The 26717-nt window shown below is 43.4% G+C and carries 26 protein-coding genes and 1 pseudogene; all 27 read right to left on the bottom strand.

Annotated features, from left to right (window positions below):
- Positions 1-201: 201 nt before the first annotated feature.
- Positions 202-1484 (bottom strand): annotated as a pseudogene (locus tag HCN83_RS14665) (IS110 family transposase).
- A gap of 96 nt (positions 1485-1580) precedes the next feature.
- Complete coding sequence (locus HCN83_RS14660; RefSeq protein WP_168008607.1) at positions 1581-2615, bottom strand: glycosyltransferase family 2 protein; 1035 nt, start codon at positions 2613-2615, stop codon at positions 1581-1583.
- A gap of 14 nt (positions 2616-2629) precedes the next feature.
- Complete coding sequence (locus HCN83_RS14655) at positions 2630-4384, bottom strand: ABC transporter ATP-binding protein (RefSeq protein WP_168008605.1); 1755 nt, start codon at positions 4382-4384, stop codon at positions 2630-2632.
- Between the two features lie 32 nt (positions 4385-4416).
- Positions 4417-5535, bottom strand: coding sequence for a glycosyltransferase (locus HCN83_RS14650; protein ID WP_168008603.1), 1119 nt, complete (start codon positions 5533-5535; stop codon positions 4417-4419).
- The gene (locus HCN83_RS18795) at positions 5507-6715 is read right to left on the bottom strand and encodes a glycosyltransferase (RefSeq protein ID WP_168008601.1); all 1209 of its coding nucleotides are present in this window, start codon (positions 6713-6715) and stop codon (positions 5507-5509) included. The genes HCN83_RS14650 and HCN83_RS18795 overlap by 29 nt, the downstream gene beginning before the upstream one ends.
- Positions 6716-6735: 20 nt before the next feature.
- A complete protein-coding gene (locus tag HCN83_RS14640) occupies positions 6736-7035 on the bottom strand; it encodes a hypothetical protein (protein ID WP_168008599.1) in 300 nt (99 codons plus the stop codon).
- Between the two features lie 27 nt (positions 7036-7062).
- The gene (locus tag HCN83_RS14635; RefSeq protein ID WP_168008597.1) at positions 7063-7686 is read right to left on the bottom strand and encodes a glycosyltransferase; all 624 of its coding nucleotides are present in this window, start codon (positions 7684-7686) and stop codon (positions 7063-7065) included.
- A gap of 12 nt (positions 7687-7698) precedes the next feature.
- On the bottom strand, positions 7699-8451 hold the full coding sequence (locus HCN83_RS14630) for a glycosyltransferase family 2 protein (RefSeq protein ID WP_168008595.1): 753 nt from the start codon (positions 8449-8451) through the stop codon (positions 7699-7701).
- Complete coding sequence (locus HCN83_RS18880) at positions 8375-8650, bottom strand: glycosyltransferase family 2 protein (protein ID WP_168008593.1); 276 nt, start codon at positions 8648-8650, stop codon at positions 8375-8377. Before HCN83_RS18880 ends, HCN83_RS14630 begins: the two co-directional genes overlap by 77 nt.
- A 2-nt stretch (positions 8651-8652) precedes the next feature.
- Positions 8653-9651: a glycosyltransferase gene (locus HCN83_RS14620; RefSeq protein ID WP_205774678.1), complete on the bottom strand. Its 999-nt coding sequence runs from the start codon at positions 9649-9651 to the stop codon at positions 8653-8655.
- Positions 9642-10094: an adenylyltransferase/cytidyltransferase family protein gene (locus tag HCN83_RS14615; protein WP_168008589.1), complete on the bottom strand. Its 453-nt coding sequence runs from the start codon at positions 10092-10094 to the stop codon at positions 9642-9644. Before HCN83_RS14615 ends, HCN83_RS14620 begins: the two co-directional genes overlap by 10 nt.
- Positions 10081-11220: a CDP-glycerol glycerophosphotransferase family protein gene (locus HCN83_RS14610; protein ID WP_168008587.1), complete on the bottom strand. Its 1140-nt coding sequence runs from the start codon at positions 11218-11220 to the stop codon at positions 10081-10083. Before HCN83_RS14610 ends, HCN83_RS14615 begins: the two co-directional genes overlap by 14 nt.
- Positions 11217-12251, bottom strand: coding sequence for a glycosyltransferase family 2 protein (locus tag HCN83_RS14605; protein ID WP_168008585.1), 1035 nt, complete (start codon positions 12249-12251; stop codon positions 11217-11219). Before HCN83_RS14605 ends, HCN83_RS14610 begins: the two co-directional genes overlap by 4 nt.
- Positions 12248-13441 (bottom strand): glycosyltransferase, encoded by a 1194-nt coding sequence (locus HCN83_RS14600; protein WP_168008583.1) that lies wholly within the window; start codon positions 13439-13441, stop codon positions 12248-12250. The genes HCN83_RS14605 and HCN83_RS14600 overlap by 4 nt, the downstream gene beginning before the upstream one ends.
- Entirely contained in the window at positions 13410-14471 is a 1062-nt protein-coding gene (locus tag HCN83_RS14595; protein ID WP_168008581.1) for a glycosyltransferase, read from the bottom strand. The genes HCN83_RS14600 and HCN83_RS14595 overlap by 32 nt, the downstream gene beginning before the upstream one ends.
- Positions 14472-14513: 42 nt before the next feature.
- Positions 14514-15650, bottom strand: a complete 1137-nt coding sequence (locus tag HCN83_RS14590; RefSeq protein ID WP_168008579.1) for an SAF domain-containing protein — start codon at positions 15648-15650, stop codon at positions 14514-14516.
- A complete protein-coding gene (locus tag HCN83_RS14585; RefSeq protein ID WP_168008577.1) occupies positions 15647-15997 on the bottom strand; it encodes a helix-turn-helix domain-containing protein in 351 nt (116 codons plus the stop codon). The genes HCN83_RS14590 and HCN83_RS14585 overlap by 4 nt, the downstream gene beginning before the upstream one ends.
- A 25-nt stretch (positions 15998-16022) precedes the next feature.
- Positions 16023-17180 carry an aminotransferase class I/II-fold pyridoxal phosphate-dependent enzyme gene (locus tag HCN83_RS14580; protein WP_205774677.1) on the bottom strand — a complete coding sequence of 386 codons (1158 nt, stop codon included), beginning with the start codon at positions 17178-17180 and terminating at the stop codon, positions 16023-16025.
- Entirely contained in the window at positions 17161-17820 is a 660-nt protein-coding gene (locus HCN83_RS14575; protein WP_168008576.1) for a NeuD/PglB/VioB family sugar acetyltransferase, read from the bottom strand. Before HCN83_RS14575 ends, HCN83_RS14580 begins: the two co-directional genes overlap by 20 nt.
- Before the next feature lies 1 nt (position 17821).
- A complete protein-coding gene (locus tag HCN83_RS14570) occupies positions 17822-18913 on the bottom strand; it encodes an EpsG family protein (RefSeq protein ID WP_168008574.1) in 1092 nt (363 codons plus the stop codon).
- A 14-nt stretch (positions 18914-18927) separates the two neighbouring features.
- Positions 18928-19797 carry a glycosyltransferase family 2 protein gene (locus HCN83_RS14565; protein WP_168008572.1) on the bottom strand — a complete coding sequence of 290 codons (870 nt, stop codon included), beginning with the start codon at positions 19795-19797 and terminating at the stop codon, positions 18928-18930.
- Positions 19766-20911 (bottom strand): glycosyltransferase family 1 protein, encoded by a 1146-nt coding sequence (locus HCN83_RS14560; RefSeq protein ID WP_168008570.1) that lies wholly within the window; start codon positions 20909-20911, stop codon positions 19766-19768. Before HCN83_RS14560 ends, HCN83_RS14565 begins: the two co-directional genes overlap by 32 nt.
- Positions 20908-21993: a glycosyltransferase family 4 protein gene (locus tag HCN83_RS14555; protein WP_168008568.1), complete on the bottom strand. Its 1086-nt coding sequence runs from the start codon at positions 21991-21993 to the stop codon at positions 20908-20910. Before HCN83_RS14555 ends, HCN83_RS14560 begins: the two co-directional genes overlap by 4 nt.
- Positions 21990-22877, bottom strand: a complete 888-nt coding sequence (gene galU / locus HCN83_RS14550) for a UTP--glucose-1-phosphate uridylyltransferase GalU (protein WP_168008566.1) — start codon at positions 22875-22877, stop codon at positions 21990-21992. Before galU ends, HCN83_RS14555 begins: the two co-directional genes overlap by 4 nt.
- 14 nt (positions 22878-22891) lie before the next feature.
- Positions 22892-24697: a polysaccharide biosynthesis protein gene (locus HCN83_RS14545; RefSeq protein WP_168008564.1), complete on the bottom strand. Its 1806-nt coding sequence runs from the start codon at positions 24695-24697 to the stop codon at positions 22892-22894.
- Positions 24698-24923: 226 nt separating this feature from the next.
- Positions 24924-25559 carry a CpsD/CapB family tyrosine-protein kinase gene (locus tag HCN83_RS14540; RefSeq protein ID WP_168008562.1) on the bottom strand — a complete coding sequence of 212 codons (636 nt, stop codon included), beginning with the start codon at positions 25557-25559 and terminating at the stop codon, positions 24924-24926.
- Positions 25560-25572: 13 nt separating this feature from the next.
- Positions 25573-26292 (bottom strand): YveK family protein, encoded by a 720-nt coding sequence (locus HCN83_RS14535; RefSeq protein WP_168008560.1) that lies wholly within the window; start codon positions 26290-26292, stop codon positions 25573-25575.
- Positions 26293-26717 lie beyond the last annotated feature (425 nt).

Raw genomic sequence — 26717 nt, 5'->3', positions numbered from 1 at the left:
TCATGGTCGCTCACCCTCCCATGTCTCTCTGGATCCTGGGGTCCATACCTTCCTTCGTCCTGCGTATCCATGAGGTGGAGGCCGGATATGCTCCTTTACTGGGTCGATGCCCGCATGGAATAAATATGCTCCGGCTCTGCACTGTTGGTGTTTCGTGTTTATCTGCAAGTGTTACGTGGTGTGATTGTGTGACATTTGAGCTTACGCAGCCTCGGATGCCTCTCCCTGCGGGATTCCCTGTAATAGTTTGGTACCATCAAACGGACATTGCCGTTGTCCCATCACAAAGATCGCTTTCAATAACTTCCCGCATAATGCAATCAAGGACTGTTGTTTCTTTAACGGTTTCTCCGGACGTTTCGTGTAATAGTGATGCAGGGCTTGAAAGGCAGGATGATGGGCAACCAGCGGGCGTATGGCAAGATATAAAGCTCTTCGGAGCTTACTTCGGCCTCGTTTGGTAATCGTTGTCTGTCCTTGAAATTTTCCGGAGCTGTTTTCCCGTAAAGAAAGCCCTGCTAAATTCACCAGTTGTTGCGGATGGCGGTATTTTGATAAGTCTCCTGTTTCCGACAGAATCGTGGTCACAGTAGCGACTCCCAGTCCTTTCACCGCCATCATTTCTTTCGCGCCGGGAATGGTCTGGACGACCTCTTCGAGCTCCCGGTCTAACGCTTCCAGTTGGGTCTGGAACAGCTCATATTGTTCCAACAGACCGCTTATTTCCCGTCTGGCGAACGTCAGTCCCACAGAGAGACCGATGCTTTTGTTCGCTGCTTCCACCAGCTTGGTGGCCCGTTTGATTCCTATCCCTCGCTGGACATAAGGCTTCCATTCCTGCAGCACTTCTTCCGGTCGCATCTGGACAATCTGTGCGGGAACGGAAAAAGTTTTAACGTACAAAGGGCGGCTTTGCCTTCCCAGTCTCCGAACACATCAAAGAATTCCGGGAAGTACCGTTGGATCAGGTTTTGAATCCTGCCTTCGGTGATCATCCGCTGTTCGACGAGTTGATCTCTTATTTTGACGCCCTCTCTTAGTTCGGCGTAAACGCCTTCTAACAGATTGGGTACGGAGTATCGCCCGTCTTTCATCAGCTGTGCAATCACTTTGGCATCCTTCGTATCGTTCTTTGTGGGAGAATTATCATCTAACTCTTTACTTTTCTTCACGTGCATTGGGTTGACGACAACGATCTGGAACCCTTTCGCTGACAGGTAATAGGCGAGATTCTTCCAGTAGTGCCCGGTAGGCTCTGCACCAAAGATGATCGTATCTTTTCCATTCTCTTTCGCATGTCGCTCTGCCCACTCTATCAGCTGTTCCAAGCCGTGAATGCGGTTTTCAAAGATCAGTCGTTTGCCAAAGTCAATCCCTCGGTCATCCTGGGCACGAGCCACATGCTTATCTTTGGCAATATCGATGCCGATGATGAGGGTAGATGGGGTGATTTGCTGGATTTTCTGGTTTTGTGTATAATTCATTGCGAGTCCTCCTTGGGTATTCAATGCAGGGTCCTTTTCGCTGATCAGCTTAGGACACCTCGTATCATACCAAGGGGGCTCTTTTTGTTTCAAATCTCAAATACCTTTATTACAGGAATGCTCCTTTAAGTTCTTTTTATAAATTTTCGTGTTTCTGGATCGGAGCAGTCTTGAAACAGTCTGTGGCATAAGCATAAAACTAATTAAATAGAATTTTTCTTTTAGGCTGATTTGTTTGTTGAATAAAAACGCCTTTTGAAAGTCTATAAAATGTTGTCGAATTTGCTGAATCACGATTTTTTTCAAATCTTTATCAGGGTGTTGTTCTAAATCGATCAACATCCATCTTATACATAGAAAATGACCAGAACTAAAGACGTTTATAATCGATGAAGAATATCTCTCCTCTACCAAAAATGTGTAACATTCTTTGAAATTAATTAAAACATCCAGCCGCCTAATTGAAAAAGAGTTTAAATGGTTTGTAAGACTTGTTGCATGTTGAATGTAAAAATAGAGCGCTGCATTCGTTACAACAACTTTAGAAGCAGCATGATACAAACGGTATAATATAGCAGCATCTTCAAAACTTCTTCCCTCCGGAAACCGGATGTTATCAAATAACGACATCTTAAATAATTTATTACAAGGCCCGAATCCGTATGCATTAGTCGTTACTAACTTGTCTACCGCCTCTTTCCCAGTGATGTTGAGCACTGGCTTGACATTCACTTGAGTTTCGCTGAGTGGTATTTCCTCCTCTCTTGTTCTTAAAAGTCGGCATATACTTATTTCAGCTTCTTCCTTTAATATCAGTTTAATCAATTCCTCTAACATTAAAGGATGAAGCCGATCGTCTCCATCTGCAAAATGAATATACTCGCCAGTAGCTTGTTCTAAGATTGTGTTTCTTGCTGCAGCGGCCCCACCATTTTTCTGACTTATGACTTTTATTCTAGGGTCAGTTGCTGCGATTTCCCTAATAGCTACAAGACTATTATCAGTTGATCCATCATCGACCACTAGTATCTCTAAATTAGTATATGTTTGATTAATAATACTTTTTATAGTTTCAGTAACTTTCGATTGCAAATTAAAACAAGTTACAGATGCAGTGATCTTAGGATGCATAATTGTCCCCCCTTTCATCCGGTAGTTTTATCTAATATAGCCGTTTCATGAAGCACACCATTTGTCATCTCATATACTTTGTCACAACGTTCTATCGTTGAAAGTCTATGGGCAATAATAATGATTGTTTTATCCCCTTTGAGCTGATTTATGCTATTCATGATCTCTTTTTCAGTTCGGCTGTCTAATGCAGAAGTTGCTTCATCCATAAACAGAATTTGAGGGTCGTGATAAAGTGCTCTAGCTATCCCTATACGTTGTCGCTGCCCTCCTGAAAGCCTTGCTCCCCGCTCACCTATTTGTGTATAAATACCATCAGGCAGCGATTCTACAAACGATTTCAACTGTGCTTGTTCTAATGCCCTCCAGACCGATTTTTCGTCGATATCTGCTTCATGTATGCCAAATGCGACGTTTCTAAGAATCGTATCGTCAGAGAGAAAAATAAACTGCGGGATATACCCTATATTTCGTTGCCAGGATTGTTTCATAGCTAGAATATCTTTGCCGTCAGCCTTAATTTTACCTTCACTGGGGTTCAGAAGTCCTAGAAGCGTGTCCATCAAGGTCGATTTACCAGATCCAGATTCACCGATGAAGGCTGTAGCAGAGCCAATTGGAATTGACAGCGAAATGTTTTTCAGCGCAGCTTCCGATTGTTTTGGATAATAGTAAGAAACATTTACTGCATCAATCGAATATTTGAATCGTCGTGGGAGATCTGTTTGTTTCAATTGTTCTGTATCTACTTCGTTTTCCATTAAATAATCATGATAGACAATGTCCAACGCTGGCTTGTTGTATCTTATTTGAGTTAACAGCGCCATTACTCTCGTAATAGAAGGCATAAGTCTAAAAGCTGCCATCGCAAATAGCGCCATGATAGTAATTAACTCAGATGTATCAGCTCCTTGATTCATAATAACCAACATTGTAATTAATATGGTAAAAACCAAGATCGTTTCGATAAAAAGACGCGGAGCTGAATCCAGCATTTTCATATACCTGCCGTTGTTCGCTTTTATTTGACTATAGTACTGAAAAGCCTGAATAAAAAAGTTCTCACGTCCGGAAACTTTTACATCCTTGCTTGCTCCTAAACTTTGGTTGATCCATTTAATCATCGTGCCAGTAACACGCTGCTGCTCTGTCCCCAGATTACTTATTTTCTTCTTGAAAATCAGGAAGAATATACCGATTGACCCCCCCAGTATCCCAGCGGCTGTCATAGTCGCTGTAGGAGCTGTGAACATAAGCAATGTAACAATACAAATAATCACCAAAACTTCTGTTAACAATTGAAAAACAGCTAATATCATCCCTTGAAATACTTTTGGAACTTCTGCAGTAACATTTCTTAGTAGATCAGATGAATTGCGCTGTAGGTGAAACGTATAAGGCTTTCTCAAATAGGTCTTCAATAGCTGACTTGAAAGCTTTACTTGCTGATTTAATAAAATCCGAAATTGAACGTAGAAGAAGCTCAATAGATATACGTTTTTAATAACAAACACTGTGAGCAATGCACCTACCGCAGCAATAACGAACTGCTCATGGCTGGTAAACCCTGCCGTTTCGTAAATCCATCTAATTATAGGCTGTGTCTCCACGATTTCAGGGTTAGTAATAATTCCAACAAAAGGAAGCATCAGTCCAACACCAATCGTCTCAAAAAGAGCAGCTCCAATCATTAAAAGGAGTATGATGAAAAGCTTCTTTTTATCTTTTTTATTGAATAATGCTAATGTCTTTGCCAAATTTTCTCTCAACGATGACACCCCTCTTTATTAAGCAGAATCTGCTATTCGACCATGCTATATTCAGCTTGTTTAATTTTTATTGCTTCTAAAATGCCCTGAGCAAGCTCATCAGGTGCGAATCCAGTAAGCCAAGCTGATTGATCATCTTTAAGCTGGTCTATCGCCCCGGCTGTATGTGTGGATACAATAGTTAAGTTAAGAATTTTTGCTTCTGCTATTGTTAAACAAAATCCTTCGTGTCTGGAAGGCTGCACATACACATCAGCCTGTATCATATATGAATAAGGATTTTCAAGAACTCCAAGAATATGAAAACGGTCATTCAAATTGTACTTCTCTCTTAATCGCTCTATTTCTTCAGACCATTTACCTCCGCCGATCCAGTACCACTCTGCATCAATTCCCTGTTTAAGCAGCTTGTTAAGTGTTTGAAGAGCAAGATCCGGTCCTTTTTCTTGCTCCATTCTTCCCGTGGTAATAATGGTAGTTTTTCTTTTCTTAATTTGAGGAGCTTGTCGAAGAGATCGTTCCCTAACGTCCTCTTTATCTATAGGAGTTTGAACAGACTTAATATTCATTTTTAAAGCAGGAAGTTTACTCTTTAGTACGTCAGCGCCAGTTGAAGAGACTACTGATACTTGATTAAAATGTTTATAAACGTTACGAGCAAATTCTTTATCAAATCCGATTTCATTAACGTCAAAATGAATCCATTGTACTTTTCTTTTTCCTGATGTTCTAAAGGCTGTATAATAACTGATGAAATTCATTGGACCTGCAAATGCATGTACTTCATCGTACAGCGTTTTATCTTCTGGTATTGATTCAAATAAACGTTTATACTGGATTCTCCTGTCGCCTGTCACTTTCATTCTTATATGCAGTTGGACAAGATCAATCGCTCTTATCAAATGTCCTTTCCGGAGTGACTCGATTAATCTTTCTTTCGGATGATAGACGAGGTTATGATGATAATAATCAAAAAAAGGAAATTCCTTCACTGTTACCCAGTCAGGAATTTCCTTTAATAGCTCACCCTCTTTTTTTAACAGTAAGACAGTTACTTCATCTTTTTCACTATAACGCTTCATTTCACTGATAAACGCTTTTTCCGTGCCACCTAAGTTCATACTAATTAATAGGTATAGTATTTTTTTCAACTGAGTAACCTCCTTTCTGTTCAAGAAGATCATTAACTTTCTGCTTCAAATCACCATCCACTGATGTTTCGTTAATCTGTGCTATAGAAATATGCTGACGAAGTTCTTTATTATTAATCAGTTTTGAGATATCTTCAGCTAATTTTTCGGGCTCAAAAGCAGATATAACTCCGTTCTTCATGTGTCTCATCTGCTGATGAACCGCATCAAATGGAGTCGTTACGACTGGAACCCCAAGTGTTCTGGCTTCTGCTATCGCGATTCCATACCCTTCAAAACTTGATGTTTGTACATAGACATCTGCCTGTTTTAAATATGGATACGGGTTATCTTTCACGCCTAGAAAATGAATGTTGTCATTCACTCCATACTCCTTTGCCATATCTTTTATTTCTATCTCAAGTGGTCCTTTCCCCAGCACATACCAGTCAAAATCAATTTGCTTATTCTTTAAGATAGCTGCTGTTTCGATCAGCCGGTCATACCCTTTCTGTCTCGCTAAGCGTCCAATTGTTACGATTTTTACGTTTCCTTTTAATTTTGGACTTGCTTCCGCTGCCAATGAGCGTATCAGGCCAGCATCAAGAATATCCTCAAAAATAACAATTTTTTCAGGATCTATCAGCTGATTACTACTAAATATTTCCTTGGCTGACTCTGATACCGCAATGACTTGATTCATTTTCTCGTAGAAAACACGTTGAAACTGTGTTTCCTTCTTATTTAACTCATAGCTCACATTAACCCATGCCAGCTTAGAATTGGCTCTTACCTTTTCGGCGGCATAAAACGTGGGAATTCCCTGTGAATACGCAATCGCTACATCATAATGCTGTTGATTTATAGGAATATGTTTTGCAGCCGTCTGCCAGAAATATCGAGCTTTTCTTCGATTATCTGCTTTTGGATGTCGTATCAGCATAGAATAACGAATTCTGTCACTGCCCATGCTGAGATTTTCTTTTAACATGGCACCAGCTGATGTTCTGCACTTCGCTACATACTCAAGTTCAGATAGAACATGTACTTCAGCAGGTACCATCTTTTCGAGGGGACCTCCTTTAGTAATCAGCTGGAGATCAACTGTGTGAATGCTATAATCGATCAAGTTTAAAAACGTAATCAGACTTTTTTCAGCTCCTGCGCATTCAAGCGATTCGATCGTTATGTGAATCCTCACTCCCTCAGCCCCCCCCCTGTTTATTTAAATATCTTCTCGTAAAGCTTTGGATTCGTACAAAAAACTGTATTAGCTGTTTTCTGCTTCCAGTTAAACCTTGAAGAGAATAATACTTTTCCATTCAGTTTTTTCCAATCTTTATAGGCTCTTGCCCGTTCCTGTTGCAAATCCGGCCTTTCAATAAGTGATTGTTTATAGCACCAGTAAAACTGCTGAAAATATTGGTAAAGTGCTTTGGAGGATAAGTCTTTGTAATGATTATTTAAATACACAAACCTTCCTTTTAACGCCTGCAGTTTGTCAAAATGATGCGCTTCCATAGCAATAGGCTCGATGCTGCCCTTCCTTCAAGGCTCAATTAAGTAAAAATACAGCTTGTTCTTAATCCATACGGCTTTAGCGGCACGATGAAGAAGCTCATGAGCAATCCATTCTTCCGGTTCACTGACTCCCTCCGGAAAAGGCTGCTGTTGCAGAAGCTCCTTTTTCACTAGTTTGTTCCAGTTTATAGAGAATATTCGATCTAATTCTATAAGCAGCTTCATGCTCTCTTTTTTCGATACAATCGTTTTATCCAGTTTAATATCCAGGCTTGCTTCAGACTGATCCCAGTTTTCACTTTCTTCAACAGGGCGATGGGAGACGATGACAAGATCCGCATGACTAGCTTCTTCTTTCATTAATTCAAGCATGCGTTCATGTACTTCATCGCGTATATCAGGCATCCATACAAACGAATGAGCAGCCCGTTCAATGCCTTGATTGAGTGCTTTCCCCTCATTCCATGTCTCTTCTTCTATCACTGTATAAGCCAGCGGATATTGTTCAAGCTTTTTACTCAAAAAATCTGTGTGAAGGGGATCCGTTACAAAAATCCATTCATCCGGCATGCAGGTCCCTTTCAGCACAGATTCAATCAGCCGGAACTGCTGTTTCCAATGTTTATCAAGTATAACGATGCATGAGATCACTGCCTCCACTCCTTACTCTCTTTTGTTAGTAATTAGCTTCTCATACCAATTATCAGATACATAAAACAATGCAGAAGCCGCTTTTTCTTTTACTGTCAGCTGGTTAGTCATCAGCAGTTGGATAAAATGCTTCTTAAAACATGCTTTACCACGAATTCTTACGGAAGGTTCTACCATTCCTTTCGACTGATTATAATACCAGAAGAAAAGATGATGAAAATGAACCAGGCCTTTCTGATAAAGCTTTTTATGAGGTTTTAAATAGATGAGCCTGTTGGAAACAGCTTCTATTTTATCGAACTTCTTTGCAGACATGCTTGTTCTAGTCTCACTGCTGCTCCTTATTCTGTAGAAATAGAAATCATGATCAATATGCACAATCTTCTCCGCTTCATTGATAAACGAATGGGCCGTGAATTCATCGTCGTAATGTTTTCGTTCAGGATAGGTGACGCGACTAAACAATGATTTATGGTACAAGCGGTTCCATGGAACGATAAATGTATGTTTGTCATCAAATAGCTTTTCCAATGCGTCTTCTTTTTCAATTAATACAGGTGCGGGCCAGCTGGTAAAATGAACTGCAGGTTCACCATCTATCACTTCCTGATAATTACAAAGAACCATATCGGCTTTTTCACTCCGTGCAGCCTGATAAAGAGCTTCCAGCATTTCCGGGTGGTACCAGTCATCGCAGTCGATGAAGCTGACATAAGTACCATTGGCGTTTTTTATTCCGGTGTTTTCTTGCTGATGCGATGCCATTATTTTCTTTATGGATGACCGTAATGCGTTCATCTTTGGCAGCATAACTGTCACATATATCGCCACTGTTATCTGTAGACCCATCATTGATAATGATTAATTCAAAATCTTGAAAGGTCTGATTCAAAACAGATTCAATACAGGCTGGCAGGTATTCCTCTAAATTATATGCAAGAGCGATTACAGATATCCTGCACATGATTAACCTCCCCGCTGAAGCCTTTGCATGATATTTACTACTAAAAGTCGATTACTTTCTTTAGCGTAAAAAAATCCTGACCTGATCATTTTTATTTTTACAGCAGTTTTTTTATCTGTGATGTGCGGAGCAATTGCGTCATAGTTTTTTATAAACGAAGTGCGGATCGCTCCGAAAAACTGATTAGCTTCTTTTCGGGAAGCTAGGTCATGCATCACTGTATACAATGCATCAATAGTCCACCACGTGTAACGCCTCCACACCTCAGGCATAACCGCTGGTTCTTTCAGAGTCATCTTTTCAATGATGTACTCCCAGGCTTCGTAGCTGTCCATTCGTCCTTTGTGATATCGCTCCATTAAAATGCTGTTTTCTCTTGCACGGTAAACGTACCCTGTCCAAGCAAGGACGACCGTTTTCTCAGCATTTATGAACAGTGATGGAGAAATGGCTAAATCTTCATGAATTTTACCTGGTGGGAAAGTAACATTTGCGAACAGGCTTTTTTTATAGAGCTTATTCCACAGTGCAAACCTGTAAATTTCTCCTTTGAACAGTTCATAGAGTGCCTGCTCTCTGTTAAGAACAATACTCTTCACTTCATCATTGAATTCTGTGACTCGCGCTCCATATTGTCTGGCGTGCCCACAGACAGCAATGTCAGAAGATGTTTTTTCAGCCGCTTTATGCAATTGCTCAAACATCTCTGCTCTAACCCAGTCGTCCGAATCAACGAAGCCGATCCATTCGCCTGTTGCTCGTCTAAGCCCGTGATTTCTGGCTTCTGCTACACCCTGATTAGGTTGAGAATATAAATAAAAGTGTGAATATCGATCTGCATATGCTTCTGCGATCTTACTGCTCCCGTCTGTCGAACCGTCATCAATCATGACGATCTCAAGATTCGGATGAGTTTGCTTTGCAAGGCTTTCAAGACATTCCTCCAAATAGGCTTCAACATTCATAAATGGAACAATGACACTGATTTTAGTTAGCTCCACGGCTGTTCCTCCAGCTCACTTATTTTCATCACTTTGAGCTTTTCCGTAAGCATTGTAGAAGAAATACCTTTTGTATATGGAAAGTAGATCACATCGACTCCATGCACCGACAGTGCTTGTTCGGTTTCCTGAAACAAGCTGCTTCCTTTCCAGTCATCTCCGACAAACATGGCATCAAACCGGAGCCTCTCCCAGGCTGCATACTTGTTTTTGTCCCATTGCGGGACGACTTCGTCCACACACGAAAGTGCAGCTATAATTGATATCCGCTCAGCAAATGGGATAACCGGCAGCTTATTTTTGGACTTCATCACAAGGTCATCGGTACTGACTCCAACGATCAAATGACTGCACTGAGATTTAGCTTTCTCCAGAATAGTTAAATGTCCGATGTGAAACAAATCAAATACACCAGTCGTATATCCGGTTTTATATTGTTTCAACTGTGCTCATCTCCTCTCGTTTACAAAATGAGGCAATCTCACCTGCTATTGTTTCTGAAGCATTCCCTGTTTCGAAGAAGACATGTTTTTCTAAAAACGCCTGGCGCTTCTTCTCGTAGGCAGATTGTGACCAGTTCGACAAAACCTCAACCAATTGAGACTCATCGCGAATAATAGGAAAAGGAAGCTCCTGAAACGTAAAATAAAACCCTCTTTCTGCTTGAGAGTAAGTGTCCAGATCTGGCGTATAGAGCAGCAGTGGTTTCGCCGTCAGCATAAAATCAAACATGAGCGACGAATAATCAGTGATGACAATCGAGGCAGCTGCAAGCAGCTCCTGCATATCTTCAATTTCATCTGTCCGTCGGTAGCCTGCTGTCTCAGAGGCTCTGATATGAGGATGTAGTCGAATAAGTGTCTGCCACTTTCCTCCAAAGGACTGATGAAGTACTCGTTTTAAATGTTCAGCGTTCGGTAATGACGGCTGACCGTGCTGACGAAAGGTTGGAGCAATCACGGCAAGCTGTTCGTCTTCTGATAATCCAAGTTTATTCTTAACTTGTTTTCCTGTGATCTTTCTCCGCCATTCGTTGACCAGCACATCGTTTCTCGGAGTACCCGCTTCTGAAATCCGACCATCATACCAAAAAGCCTGATTCATAATATCAGTACTTGTTCGGCAGCCGCTCAAAAGCAAATCACACATTGACGAATCACGAAGGGCTTTTTGTCTGTAAGACTGTGGCAAAAAATCGAATGCATCCTTTTCGATTTTTTTTAACCGAAGTGAACTGTGCCAAGTCTGAATGTATCTTTGCTGCTTCCGCTTATGATAGAAAGAAGGAAGACGCTGATTCGTCACGATTATTTTAGCTGTCGCAAGATAATAAAAATATGCGAGCGACATCGGCTTTACCGATTTGTATGCTGCTTCTGTGCGCGGTTTTATTAACACCCAGATACCTTCTAAATGCGCTTGGGATCTGGCCATTTCTTCACTGATATATTTGGGGTTGCAGCTGTATTGTGCTCCATCGTAGCTCATAAACACCACTCTGTTCCACTTAACCGGAAAGATAGCCATCACTCTAAGAAGTAAGAACGCTGCTTTTTCTTTTATCTTCATATCAGGCCGGCCTCCCCTGTTACAGGCCTTAAAGGTGACACAGTTTGCGTTAATCCTGCAGCTCTCCTTCCTTTCTCGATACCTTCTCTTCCGATATAAAGAAGCGGACTTTTTAGAAACAGCCGATGCTGTTTAATCATTTCTTCCCTCGAGAGAACCGGCTGCATTAACAATCCTTGTACCATTTCCCGCTTAATGCGCCTGCGGGCCCGTTGCCATTGTTTGTTAAACGGCTTTCGGGCGAGAAGCTTATAATGAATGAGGTGCATTTGCACAGCCTCTTCACGCTGCTTTTCATAAAGCTTCGGGTAATACAGCTTCATGAACCTGCAGCGATCTAAAATTCCATCCAGAATGTCCATGTGTTTAACCGAATACGCAGCGATGATGCTTCCTTCTCTCTGCCTGTATCCATATAACGCTTCCTGAACGTAGGCTACTAACGTTGCATCATGAAACACCAGATGCTGCCAGAACATATCCTCAAACAGCTTTCCTACTGGAAAGGGTTTGTCTTTTATCAGCTCTGAACGATACAGTTTGCCCCAGGCAAAGTTTTTCAGATACACATTATCTATGAGCGCTCTCATCGCATCTTCACGTTCGAGAAGAAACGGGAGAGTGTGATGCTGCGTCCTGGAATCAATAAGCATTTTATCCGGCCACATGTAGACATGATTTGTCTGAACAATATCAGCCCGGTTCAGTAAGGCAGCACGAAGTGTTTTCTCCACCCAGTCCCTCGCGAGTACGTCATCACTGTCTACAAACGCTGTATATTCTCCTTTGATGTGAGCCATCCCTGCGTTTCTAGCGTCCGATAATCCGCCGTTTTCTTTATCTACGATCGTGATTCTCGCATCCTCTTTTTGAAAGGAAGCTGCAATCTCTCTGCTTCTGTCTTTACTTCCATCATTTACGATCACAATTTGTAAGTGCGGATATGTCTGCTGAACAAGTGAAGTAAGGCATTCTTCAATATAGGGTTCCACATTATAGACCGGTACGATAAGCGTGATAAGTGTATTCATGGGCCCCCCCTGATCAATTCATGAAATTGAGCCATCTGGCTTTCTGCTGAAAAATCGAGCTTTGCGCAACCGGCCCTCAGCCGAGCTGCCACTTCTTTATGAAGCATCACATCTTCAATACTGTCCGCTAAATCTGCTGATGTCTGACCGGAAATTATTCCGTTCTCGAGATGTTTCACCTGGGCTGCTGCTGTCGGATAGCCTGCAATGACTACTGGAATGCCGAAGAGCTGAGCTTCCGACACGGTGACCGCTTTTCCTTCGTACCTGGACGGTTGAACATATAAATCAGCGCTTTTCAAATACGTGTAAGGATTGCGCTTCTTACCTAGCAGTTGAAAGCAATCCTGAACGTTTAATTCTTCCATTAGCTTTTTTAATGCAGGTTCTTCACCGCCGTATCCGATTACTTGCCATAAAAAAGAAAAGCGATTCCGCTTTTTTAATTCAGCCGCTGTATAAATTGCTGTATCAATTCCTTTAGCGTGTGATAAACGTGCAATTGTCAGTATATGCTTATTATCTGAGGTTACTTTCTCGCATGCTTGTGCTTCCCTTATAATCCGCTCTGTTGGAAGCACATTTTCGACTACTACTGTTTTATGACTGAATTCAGGATATACGGATAAAAAAGCCTGGCGAACTGTACCGGAAACAGCGGCGATTGTATCAAAGGTTTCCCAGACGCTCCGATCCAGCTCCCGGTCGACTTCGGCCTTTGAGAAATCAGTGTGAATCCATGCCGCTTTTTTGGGGGCTTCTGCATTTAAAGCTGCATAGTGCGGCCACAAAAAACTGATCACCATATCATAAGTACCTGGTATTTGTGGAAGCCGTTCAATCGTTCTCTCCCACATCCACTGCATTTGCCTGTATCCAGGCTCTTCCAGATTTAACTGTTTTCCAGCTGCATTTGCCTTCACTTTAGCAAGCAGCCTTTCCCAGCCTATTCTGTAAAACCGACTTGCAAAGGTATCTTTAATTGATTTTCTAAATGTAGCATAAGCAGGTATTTCAGGAAGGAGCTTTATGTTATCAGGAATTTCATCCATTAACTCTCCTGTATGACTCATGAGAAATAAATGAACATCATACGAGCTTTTACTTAACTCTTCAAGCAGGGATATCAGGCTCTTCTCGACTCCGCCTATTTCCAGATCAAATGATATAATCAGCAGTTTTTTGCTCATGTCCGCCTCCTTTCCACCTGTAGAGCTGATAATAATGTTTCAACACTTCTTCCGGGGGCACTGCGACAGGATCACTTGTACCTTTATGTGAATCTGTTGCAACAGATATCGCTTTTTCTGCCCAGATTGCAGATCCAGCTTCCAGAGGCAATTTGTAGAGCAACCCTCCTCCCAGATCGGCTTCCGGCTGCAAAGCCTCTGACCCGAGCACCGGTGTTAAGGAAGCTTGAGCTTCCAGTGCTGCAATCCCAAGCCCCTCAAAAAGAGATGGCATTAAAAAAACATCCATCAGATGATAGTAGATGGAAGGATCCTCGACAGCACCGGTAAATGTAACTAATTCAGCAACTGACAGTTCCTCTGCTTTCCGCCTCAGCGTTTTAAGCTGATCTCCGTCTCCAACAACCAGTAAAACAGCCTTGATCCCCTGCTTGTGCAGCTCGCTTAACATATCGAGCATAAATGCATGATTTTTCACCTTTGTCAGTCTGCCTACGCTGCCTAATACCAGTTTATCCGTCCACCCGTATTTTAGTTTCAATCTCAGCACCTCCGCTTCGGGAGGTCGTTTAAATTGCTTAGGGTCAAACAGGTTAGGCATGACTTCAAACGATTTCCCAGCAAATAAATAATTTCCTGCTGCCGAGCTGCAGGCCCGATAGTCAGTCGCGCTCAACGCTATGCTTGCTCTCATAAGCTTTTCATAAATGAACCTTCCTTTTTTGTCTGAAGGGTCCGCAGTCGTGTGAGCGTGGGCAATTCGGATTGGCACCCCCGCCGCTCTTGCTGCTGCAAGGGGAATTCCGCTCTGAAAAAGAGTGTGTGCGTGAACGGCTGCCGGCTTCACAGTTCGAAAAAGCTGGAAGTGATCAGATAACGATCCCGGATTGGGAATCGTCCTTATTTCTCCATCTAGATCCTTTATTTCCTGATCAAACGTACCGGTTCCGGTGCCGTAAGTTAAAAAAATGCTCTTCCAGGGCGGCTTCATCCTAAGCAGCGTCATCAGCATTCTTTCCGTTCCTCCCATATTCATTGCACCAGTTACGTGAATGACTGAACGGCTTTTCATTTATCTCACCTCTGAAGCAGTCTGAAGCGATTTCCAAATGGATAATGCCCGTGAATGAGGAAGCTCCAGGTCTGATATGTTAAGTATTTTTCCTGCAGCCACTGGTCGTTTCACTACAGCATCCTTTATTAAACCAATCGGTATATGATCCGGCTGAAGTGCTGTTTTTACTGCTTCCCCTCGCACCTCAAAACTTCCGCATCCCTCCGAAATGAAATCACCCGGTTCAAGCTTTCGCTTCGCAATAGCTGCCGCACTTATTAGCGGATCACTGCCGTTTGTCAACAATGGTGGTTCTCCTTTTACGACTCGACGAAGTGTTTTTACTATTTCAAAGAAACATAAATGAAAAGAAGTACCTATTGTGTAATATGGCCCTTCACCCATTTTATAAGTAGCTAAAGCGTTCTTTTGAACTTCTTCATGTGACGCTGCAATAAATACTCCAGGCGGTCCTTGAGGACAAATGATAAAGTCACTTATAGGAGCTTCTCCGGTTTGGTGACCCGCCAGGATTAATGCTCCCTCCTCAACATTAGAACTTTTGGGGCCTATTAATCCAGATTGAGCGATCGTTGCATTTAATCCATTAGCAGTTAATACTTGCTCAATTTGAACTTTTGTACCATCTGTAAAAGAAACTACCTTATCTAATGTAAAACCCTGTTTTTCAGCCCAATAAAGCATGTCACTTTTTATGGGATTATTATTTAAGAACCCTTTAATATTCCCATACACTATTGGGTTGAACCCCATAGCTTTCACATTCTCATTTAGTGCTGCCAAGCATCCCGGCTGATCACCTTCCGCCTCGGTGATGTATCCAGTTTTTATGAAATAAGATCCTGTTGTTACTTGAAGCTCGGCATTCATCGTCACAACCGGAAGCCCCATCCGGTGTGCCTCTTCAATCACTTCCGTTCCGTGATGCACATCTCCGCTGCATTCGACAATGATATCAGCAGAAGCAACAAACTTCCCTATGTCGTTCGTAAGAAGCATAGTTTCTATTTGCACGACATCTTCAGGTTTTCTCCGGGTTAATACACTGGATACGGTGAATTCTTCATCCTGCTGAAGTCTTTTATAAAGCCCTGTGGCAATAAAACCAGTTCCGGATATACCGATTTTTGTCATCCTGTCATCCCCCCTTTAAGACCGTCCTTTTTTTTTTGCCAGATTATAAATTCAAGTACTTTCTCATATTCTTTCAAATCTTCTTCACTAACATTTAACTCTCTTATTCGATCCAGCAGGTTTTCCTGTCCATCTGTTCTTCCGCTTTCCGACTGAATACCAAGAAGGGCGATTAAATCTGTTTCCAGAACTTCAGCAAGCTTCTCCAGAACTTTGATTGATGGATTCTCATTGATGCCTCTTTCGATATTACTTAGATTTGATTTCGATATATTCGCCTGCTCTGCTAACTCCGTCAATGTCATCCCCTTCGCTTTCCGGAGTCTTGTTATGTTTTGTCCAATCATGTTCATACCCTCTTTATGGTTGGATTTAGAAAACAACCGCCTCCTGTGGATTGGACTGATGGAAATATTCCTCCATGAATCCGATCACTTCCTGCTGGATGGAAGCACTCATTGCCGTACCTGACGGAAGACAAATGCCTCTATTAAACAGCATTTCAGCGGTATTTCTTTCGTGTAAAAAGGAATCAGCATGTTTAAATAGCGGCTGCAAATGCAACGGCTTCCAGACACGTCTTGCTTCAATCCGTTCAGTCCGCAGTTTATGGATAAAGGGCACAGATGCAACGCCTTCCGGCAGCAGAGCTGCTGTCAGCCATCGAGTTGCTCTTCCATATGATGCTTCCGGCATGTAGGTAAACGGCAGGGCTGACTCTGCATAGCGCTGATAAATGGTTCGCTTCTCATTCACCCTCCTGTTCAGCACCCTCAGCTGTCCCCTTCCAATGCCTGCACTGATGTTGCTCATCCGGTAATTATAGCCGCAGCGGGTATGCTCATAGTGCTCGGCAGCTTCTTTGGCCTGCGTCGCTAAGTGTGCCGCCTGATCTGCAAAATCCGCGTTATCAGTAACAAGCATTCCTCCGCCTGAAGTTGTAATGATCTTATTCCCGTTAAATGAAAAAATTCCGATGTCGCCGAGGGTACCTGAGAATGACGATTGATAAACAGCACCAAGCGATTCTGCTGCGTCTTCGACTACATAGACACCGTACTTTCTGCAAAGCTGATTAATAGGCTTCAAATCAGCGCTCTGACCATACAGATTCACAACAATACAAGCTTTCGGCAGTTTGCCTCTTGCTGCATCAAATTTCAGTGCTCTCTCCAGAACCTCCGGGGACATGTTCCACGTTTCCGGATCGGAATCGATAAACACCGGCTCGGCCTGTTGATACAAAACCGGGTTCGCACTAGCAACGAATGTCAGCGTTGAGCAATATACTCTGTCTCCTTTTCCAACTCCAAGTACGTCTAGCGCCAGGTGAATGGCTGCTGTACCGGAGGATAGCGCTACCGCCCGGTTTACTCCGCAATATGCAGCCATCTCTTCTTCAAATAATTTAATATGAGGACCAACAGGTGCAATCCAATTATCCCGAAATGCTTCCCCTACATAATCTGCTTCTGTACCTCCGAGATGCGGCGGCGACAAATAAATTGGTTCAGCCCGTATGTTCTTCAACTTCTTTCCCTCCTTTCCGAATCCGCTGCGCTGGTGAGCCTACGGCCGTGATGTAGCCTGGAATCGAATGAACAACCGTTGAGCCGGCCCCTACTATAGCCCACTGTCCTACGGTCTTCCCGGGAATAACACTGGCGTTTGCTCCAATGTGTGCCCCTTCTAAAACAGCTGCTGCTCCGGTAAGAACCGCCTGCGGAGAAACATGCACATAGCTTCCTACAAAAGCATCATGTTCAATGATGCTGGATGTATTGATGATGACGTGCTCCCCGATTTTGGCAGACGCCTGAATGACGGCATTTGCAAAAATGACGGTTCCGAAACCAATGACGGCACTTGGGCTTACAACTGCTGATGGATCGATAATGACAGCATACTTTGTTTGTGGAACTGGCAGCTTTTCCCTCAATCTCCGTCTCGTTTCGTTCGAACCGACAGCAATAATCCACCGTGCTTCCGGAAACAGCTGCAGCAGCGATGCCGCCGTCATCAGCGGCATATGAATACGTCCTTTGTGCATGATAACCTCATCAAATTTGTCATCTGCAATAGCTTTTATAACGTAATTCCCTTCCCGTGCGACCGTTTCTTCCACTACTTTGCTGTGCCCTCCTGCCCCTACCACAATCAGTTCTTTCACATCATTCACCTCCTCTGAACAGTGGAATGTACTGGCTGTTATACTGAATGTTTAACGTTACTGAGTATTCGAACACAAAATAAATGAGATAACAGCCGACGATTGCAAAGTAGATAAACGGCTGATCTTTTTTGGCAAACACTTTCACGATCCAGGAAACGAGTATCAGGGAAAACAAATCGAAGTAGATCGCCATCCTTGCAAAGATCCAAAGCTGGGTTGAAAGCAGCATAAACAGGACACCCATTAACGATAAATTCACAACCACATCTGCCTGAGGAAAGATTTTCTCCAGCTTGTGCCGCCCCATATACGCTACAATAAGCGGTGCCGCAGCCACGGCTACGCGAATAATGTTGGCGCCGCCTTCATCAAATTCGGAATATCCTCCATATCTCGTATCTTCTAGCGCTCCAAATATTACGGAGGAGAACTGTTCATATCCGAAGGCGATAATAACACCTGCAAAAAGAAACAAAATTGTCTGCTTTGTCCATGCTTTTCTTCGTACGATAAAGTAGACCGGCAGCATGATCAGTGCGCTCTGATGGAAGGTGGATGCCAGCAGCACTAAAGCAGCATATGGAACAAACTTACCGTTGAATAAAAAGGAGGCGCCGGCAAATACAATTGCAGCAGCTAAATACTGCCTCATTCCATTCATGGAGACTAGAAACATACCGGAAGTAATAAAGACGTAAAGACTTAGCTCGAATAATCTCGAATAATGATACGTTACCGCTGTAATAATCGTCAGCGTAATAAGTGCGCAAGTGAAAATAAGTATTTGTCCGTCGTAGGAAATCGATTGAAGCAGCCATTGAAGCACTCCAAATCCGGGTTCGTCTCCCTCCAAAGCTGCCTGCAGCGTCCAAATGGTGTTATCATAATCTTCCCTGTAAACGTAAGTATCCCCAATACCGCTCCGCAGTCCGGATACTGTTACCATCATGGCAAGCGCCAGCAGAGCCAGCACCGCATTAGGTTTCACTTTTTGGGGGAACGGAAGTGTATCTGTTACGGATTTGGAAAAGTATCTGGCCGTCACAGCAAATCCGAAAACTGCCCCCAGGTTCAGCCAGAGCATTTCCATGATTATCCCCTCTTCTACTTGTTTCTCCACCAGATATAGCCTGCGAGCATCGTCCCAGGCGGAATAGCTGCTGCAGTAAGCCATTTTTTCGGTGTTTCATTAAGAAAGCGTCTATTCCGAATGAGCCAGGAACTGGACACATAATGAATGGCGTTTCGATATTGGAATCCAATACCAGCATGCGGCAGCTTCATCATTTCTTTCCGGTAAAAGGAAAATCCAGCCGGATTCCGCTTGTACTGCCTGAGCATGTTTTTACTTGATCCATCATCCTGGTAATCCACTTGGCAGATTACCTCGCTGCACAGGTAAAGCGGCCCTTTCGCATCTATGTTCAAATATTTATAATCAAGACCGACATACCGCTCTGAGTCAAATAGCGGATATGGCCACTTTCTGGTCCATTCACTTTTATATACAAGTTTTTTATCTCCTCTTACTTGGTGCCGGCGGTAGAGATCGTAAAGAGTAGATGTCTCTGTATCCGGAAATGCTGTTCCGATTCGGTCGCTGTTCATATCGCAGTTGTGAAAAGCGATCCCGGTACAGGATTCCGGACAGTCAGCAGCAGCTCTGTAAATATGTTCCACCGCTTCAGGAAGAAACAAGTCATCCGAATCAAGACAAGTATTCCACCGGGTGCTGATCATGTTGTAAGCAGTATTGTGTGCTCCGTGCATGCCCTGATTCTCCTGATAGCGATAAATGATTGTAATGTCAGCCTGCTTTATCCAGTTATTGACCAATGCAGCGGTACTGTCTGTTGAACCGTCGTCAATAATCATCCATATAAAGCGTTTGTCCGTCTGTCGAAGCAGGCTGTCATATACGCGCGGGAGGGTATGGGCCCTGTTATACGTTGGTGTAAAGATAGTCAGATCCATACCGGTCTGCCTCCCGCCTGCGACTTTCATAAAACGATTGCAAATCCTCGGCTGCCTGCTTACTGTCGAACAGCCCTGCCTTTTTTTCGATCAGCCTGGACCTTCGCTCATTTCGTCTCACGATAAGTCCCGCCATCATCTTCTCCCAGCGTTCCGGATCAGACAATGGCAGGAACCGGCAAAGCCCGGCCTGTATATCGATGTCTGGCGTTATCGTGTCAGCGAGCAGACACGGTAGTCCTGCTGTCTGCGCTTCAATGACTGATACCGGCAGACCTTCGTGTAATGACGGGAAAATAAAAACATCCATCGCATGCAGAAACCCTGCTATATCTTCCTGTATACCTGCGAACATAACGGCTCTGTTTATTCCTAATCGTGAAGCAAGTTTTCGAAGGTCATGTTCCTGGGGGCCTGAGCCAATCAAAATGAGTCTCGCTGATGGTTCAGCTGCGTGTACAGCAGCAAATCGTTTAAGTAAATAAGGATGATTTTTTTGGGTCTGAAACCTTCCGACATGTCCATAAAGCGTATGGGTTTCATTAAGGCCAAGCTGAACCCTTATACGACGCCGGTTCATTTTGTTAAATAAGAAGGTTTCTGTACGAATCGTATTTGTTAGTACAAGATAATCGTTCTGATCTGGAAACAGCCATCGACCCGCTTCCTTTGAGCATGCAATAAAGTGCGTTGCGCTGGATTTTATTTTTTTGCCTGCCGACCATTTATAAATTTTTATCAGTCTGTTTCCTTCGCTCGACGTGTTATGGCTGTGCGCGATCCGGACCGGCACCCCTGCTTTCTCGGCTCGTTCAAGCACGATGCCGCTGAGCTTATCCATATGGGAATGAATAATCATCGTATCCGAATGCTCGCTGAAAAATGTATCCAGTCCTTTTACGTACTTTTTAGGTCCATTCCGAATAGAGGGAATCCGATAAATCCGTCCTCCTAAGCGACGAATTTCGTCATCATATACTCCTTCAAAGCTTGTAAGAAAATCAAACTGTATTCGCTTTCTGTCCATGCTTCGATATAAATTCATTAAAAGTGTTTCCGCGCCACCCCGATTCATATTGACGACCGCGTGCAGAACTCTCAGCGGCTCTCTCATCCGATACCTGCCTCCTCTCTGTACAGTCCCGCCAACTCATTGATTACTTTTCCGCTCGTATACATTCTCTCTAGTTTGTTTTTTGCTTTTCGAGCCAGATCTTTCGCCAACTCCGGGTTGTCTAACAATGTATCCAAGGCTGCAGCAAATTCTCTTGGTTTATCCCGGCCGACAAGAAGTCCGCAACCTGCAAGCAGCTCCCGGTGACCGCGATTGGATACAGCAACTACCGGAGTCTCAGCCGACATAGCCTCCATTACATTCACCGGAAGTCCTTCTCTCAAACTCGAAGCAACAGCGATAGTAGCCTGCCGGTATAGACTCGGTACATCCTGTCTGTTCCCCAGAAAGTGAACACGATCAGCAGTACCGTGCGCAAATGCAGCCTGTCTTACCGGCTCCGGGTCACCACTTCCTGCAAGTACCAGATGAACAGGATGTTTCAGGTAAGAAAGCATTTCAGCTAAAAGCCGCTGATTTTTATTTTTATTCAATTCCGCCGCATAAAATAAAATATCGGCATCATCTGAAATGCCGAGCTCCTGTCGAATATTTGTATTAACTTCATCGGTCTTTTCTATCCCAACACCATGGACATGAACGATTCTTCCAGCTGGAAACCGGTGGGTTACAGCACGTTTGTAATCTTCTTCATTGATGGTGATTAAGGTATCTGTCCAACGTGCACACAGCCTTTCTACCGGATAGTACATTAGCCAGCTGCTGAGCGGTGATCCGCTGCAAAAGTGAAAGCCGTGGGCGGTGTAAAAAAGCTTTGTTTTCGGTACATTTCTTGCAGCAAGTCTTCCTAGGACTCCGCCAACAGGAGTATGCGCATGGACGATATCATATTGTTCGGTTTCCAGCAGCCTCTTCAGCTGCTGAAATGCAGCCGCATTGTTTCGATCCATTGGACTTCTTGAAATTGGCAGTGTAATTTGCCGGTCGACTTCCTGAATTTTCTCTGCCCCTCCGGCTGCAGCATGAACTTCCCACCCAGCCTGCTTCAGCCAGCGAATAAACGGCAGATGAAACACGTTAAAGTGATAGGAAACGGTCGCGATTAATAGTATTTTTTTCATGTCGGTTCTTCCTGAAGCGCCTGTCTGATTTCTTTTTGCAGAAACGGGATTAGCGCCTCTTTTAGAGCTGCGTCCCTCATGGCGTATGATATCGTCGTTTGAATGAAGCCAAGCTTTTCACCGACGTCATAGCGGATGCCTTCAAAGTCATACGCATAAACCATTTTTTCAATGGCAATATCCCTGATCGCGTCAGTCAGCTGTATTTCTCCGCCGGCACCAGGCTCTGCATGCTCAAGCCGTTCAAAAATATCCGGTGTCAAAATATATCTGCCTAAAACGGCAAGGTCCGAAGGTGCATCAGCAGGATTTGGTTTTTCAACTAAAGAATAGGCTTTGTATAAACGTCCATGAACGCTTGCAGCATCTACAATTCCATAGCGTCCTGTTTCGTTTCTGGGTACTTTCTGAACCCCGAGTATGGGTGCCTGATGTGTTTCAAATTCATCCATAAGCTGTTTTAAACACGGTTTTTTTGAATGAACGATATCATCCCCGAGTAGTACAGCAAACGGCTCATCCCCGATAAATTTGCGTGCGCACCATACCGCATGACCGAGTCCTTTCGGTTCTTTTTGGCGAATGTAGTGAATGTCTACCAGCGTCGAGGACACCCTTACTTTTTCGAGCAGCTCGTGCTTTTCTTTTTTCCAAAGCGACTCTTCCAGCTCGAAGGCGTGGTCAAAATGGTCCTCTATCGCCCGCTTTCCTTTCCCGGTTACGATAATGATATCTTCAATTCCACTTGCGACAGCTTCTTCAACTATATACTGAATCGTCGGTTTATCGATGATCGGCAGCATTTCTTTCGGCATTGCTTTCGTGGCTGGTAAAAATCGTGTGCCGAGACCCGCTGCCGGTATGATGGCTTTTTTCACTTTCACTGTCTATTCCTCCTTTATGCTGTCGGAATTTCTGCTGGAGCAGCAGCTTTTCGGTTTGCAGCTTGCAACAGAGCTTCTTTAATCTCTTCTTCTTCCCATTTATGAAAGGAGTTTAAAATATGTTCAATTTCGTTCATCGGAATGGAAGTAGCTTTTCCAAGGTAAATTTTCGGGTAGATTTGTTCATCATGTACCTCTTCTGGATTTAACAGCTCTTCATAAAGTTTCTCACCAGGACGGATGCCGGTATAAATAATAGGAATGTCTTCTGTTGTATAACCACTTAGAGCGATCAGGTTCTTTGCAAGATCTTTAATTTTTACCGGTTCGCCCATATCCAGTACAAATGTCTCCCCACCTTCTGCAAATGAGCCTGCCTGAAGAACCAGTCTCGATGCTTCCGGAATCGTCATAAAGTATCGGATCATCTCCGGATGGGTGACGGTTACCGGTCCTCCTGCCTCGATCTGCTTTTTAAAAAGCGGAATGACACTTCCGTTGCTTCCAAGTACATTTCCAAACCGAACAACACTAAAAGCCGTTGCACTTTGTTCATTTAAATGATGAATAAGCATCTCCGCGAGCCGCTTCGTCGCTCCCATAACGCTCGTCGGATTAACAGCCTTATCAGTTGACACCATCACAAAGGAGTCAACGCCTGCTTCGGAGGCAGCCAGAGCAGTATGATAGGTTCCGAGAGAATTGTTTTTCACAGCCTCATGGGGGCTGACTTCCATTAAAGGCACATGTTTATGTGCAGCAGCATGATAGACATGGTGCGGTCTGTATTCCAACATGATTTGATGCATACGCTGGAAATCCTGCACATCTGCAATTAATGGAATCAGTTCAATTCCTGAAGTAATTCGTTTCAGCTCCATATAAATGTGATAAATACTGTTTTCACCGTGACCAGTAAGAATCATTCGTTCTGGTTGAAACGCAGCAATCTGACGACACAATTCTGAACCAATCGATCCTCCGGCTCCGGTTATCAAAATCGTTTTATGAGCAATTCCTGCTGAGATTGCCTCTTCATGCAATTCGACCTCTTCCCTTCCTAACAAATCCTCCGGAGATACATCGCGTAATTCTTTAACAGAAAGTTTTCCGGTGACCAGATCTTCGATCATCGGGAGCACCTGCGTTTTTACAGCTGTCTTTAAACAAGCTTCGTAAATGTCTGAAAGCTCACGCTTTTTTAAGGAAGGAATAGCGATGATGATTCGTTCAACTTCAAATTGTGCTGCAATTTCCGGAATTCGCTCGGCCGGTCCATGAACCGGCAGCGATAATATATCCAAATCGCGTTTGCTTTTATCATCATCCACGAAAACGACCGGCTGCAGGTCACAGTCCGGATTTTGCAGCAGCTGCCGGGCCAGCATCGTTCCAGCTGAGCCTGCGCCAATAATCATTGTTCTCCTTCGTTTGACTGAAGCATGCTTCCATTTATCCTGTCTTAATCTCAGCATGAACCGCAAACCACCAATTCCAAGCAGCATCAGTGCCCAGGTAACAAACAGCACCCGGTATTGTATATATCCGAATACTGCAAGCTGAATAACAGCGTTCAAGACAACTGCAGCAGTCAAGGTTTTCATAATCAGCTTCATTTCTCCAATGCTCGCATACTGCCAGACACGCCTGTTCATACGGAAATAGCCGGAACTGATAAAGTAGCTGATCAAAATAATGGCAATTGAGATCCAATAGATCTGATCAAATGCGACGGTAGCTACATCAACTATAATGAAGCTTGAAGTAAATGCTGCAGCTATGATCAGCGCATCCAATATCGTAAACACTCGCTTTCTCATTTGATCCCTCCTTTCTTTTTTTCTGCTGAACTATCCGGCATGTCCGGACACTTCACCAGAAAAAAACGGGCCTTTAACCCATCCTCACTTCACACCACCGACGACTTGCGTCTAAGGCTCCTACCCACAGCGTAAACGAGTGCTGCTGTTGATAAAGGAGACAGCAGCTGCTCCTGATTTTAAAGAGAACTTTTGTGCTTAATAACGAACATTTGTTTCAAAAAAATTATCGCTTCAGCCACGCGAGTTTTTTTGTATTAAACAACGCCCCGGTCACATGAATATCATAGCTTTCTAACGACGTTTTCAGCTCCTGAAGATCATGAGAGTTCGTTCTCATTCGTCTGACGACGATGATGCTGCTGTCACTTTTAGCCGCAAGCAACTTAGATGTAATCATTGATTGAAGCGCTCCGGTATCAATAAAGATAAAATCATACTTCCTTTTCGCACTTTGCAGAAGCACATCCATACTGCTGCTTTGAATCGATGTTTCCAGTTGCTTAGAGATCGTTCCGGCAGGAAGAATGCTTAAGCCTGGAAATTCTGTTTTAAGTACCGTTTCTTGTAGCCCTCCGCCGTCTGCCAACAAATTGCTGAAGCCTTGATCATTTTCAATTCCGAAAATTTTATGAAGCTTTGGATTTTCAAAATTTCCATCGATCAGCAGCACCCGCTTTTCTTCCTTACTGAAGGCGATTCCTAAGTAGGAAATCAGCGTCGACTTCCCTTCCTGACGATTTTGAGATAAAACGCTAAAGATTTGAGCGTTTCGCTTTTTGGCTCCAAAGATGATGTTTGCTTTAATTCTTCCATATTCCTGGTCAAGCTTTGTTCCCGCTGCCGTATAAAAAATCTGCATATCTTTCCTTGTTTTAAACAACATTTTCACCCTCTTTTACGACGACGGATTTTTTTCTCTCTTTCTTTGGGCGCATGGCAAGTCTGTTTATTTTTGAGGTGGCACCGAGCACGGGAGCTTCCAGAAGCAGCTCCACTTCTCTTTCTGTGCGAATTCGTCTATCCATGCCATCGATCAGCAGTGCACTGCCAATTCCCGCTGCGAGTCCTATCGCCACCATAATCAGCATCATTCTTCCGGCTCCTTCAGCGGCTACGAACCCTGCTTCTGCAGGATCAGCTTCTGAAAGCACAATCGCCGTCGGTGTATTTGCCTTTTCTCCGGCAATGTCCGGGAACGTTTCTACAAGAGTATTCACTGTTTCTGCTGCTTGGTCCGGATTCACTCCTACCGCTGTCACACGGATGATTTGTGATCCTTCTACTTCTTCAGCGGATATACTTCCATTTAAAGCTGCAACGCTCGTTTCCCACGGCAGCTTCGATGCAACCTGCTCAAGTACGGCTGGTTCATTCATCATAGCCGTGAGCGTTTTCATGTTTACTTTAACACCCTCTCCGTCATTGACAAGAACGGATGCTGTAGCAGATGCCATCGGCTCGCCTGTTTCTGCTTTAAATACATAGGCGCCGCCCCCTCCAATTAAAACTGTCAGCAATACAATAATCCACCATTTTCGGAATAGCGACTGAAAGATTTTTCGAAGCTGGATTTCCTGACCGCTTTCATTCATTTGAAGCCTCCTGTCTATCTATTCTCAATAACGAACAGATTAATGTTTTTGTTCTTTATTTAATTCTTTATACAAGCTTAATTCGTAATAACGAACAAGTCAACCAATTTTTTAGAATATTTTCTCTTTTTTTATGTGAATATTCGTTTTTAAGAACATATATGTACGTTAAATTAAGGAAAATCTTTCTATTTCAAGCATTTTTCTGTTTATGGCAAACTAAAAATGTAAGGTTCGGCATTGATTTTATGTAGGATCCTAGATAAGGATCAATGCATAGAAAAAGCCACTTGTGAACCCCCCCATAATCAAATACACTCCTGTTGGACCCATTTTTCTGGCAGGAGGTAAATGAGGAGATGTTACAAGTGGACACCGTTAATTATATCAGAAGTGAAGTGAACGCTAAAGGTCATAGCTATTCC

Origin of the sequence: Alkalicoccus luteus (assembly GCF_012034335.1) — a bacterium.
In the GTDB taxonomy this organism is placed as follows: Bacteria; Bacillota; Bacilli; order Bacillales; family Salisediminibacteriaceae; genus Alkalicoccus; species Alkalicoccus luteus_A.
Note: the sequence above shows the minus strand (reverse complement) of the source record. Positions and strands in the feature narration are given on the sequence as shown.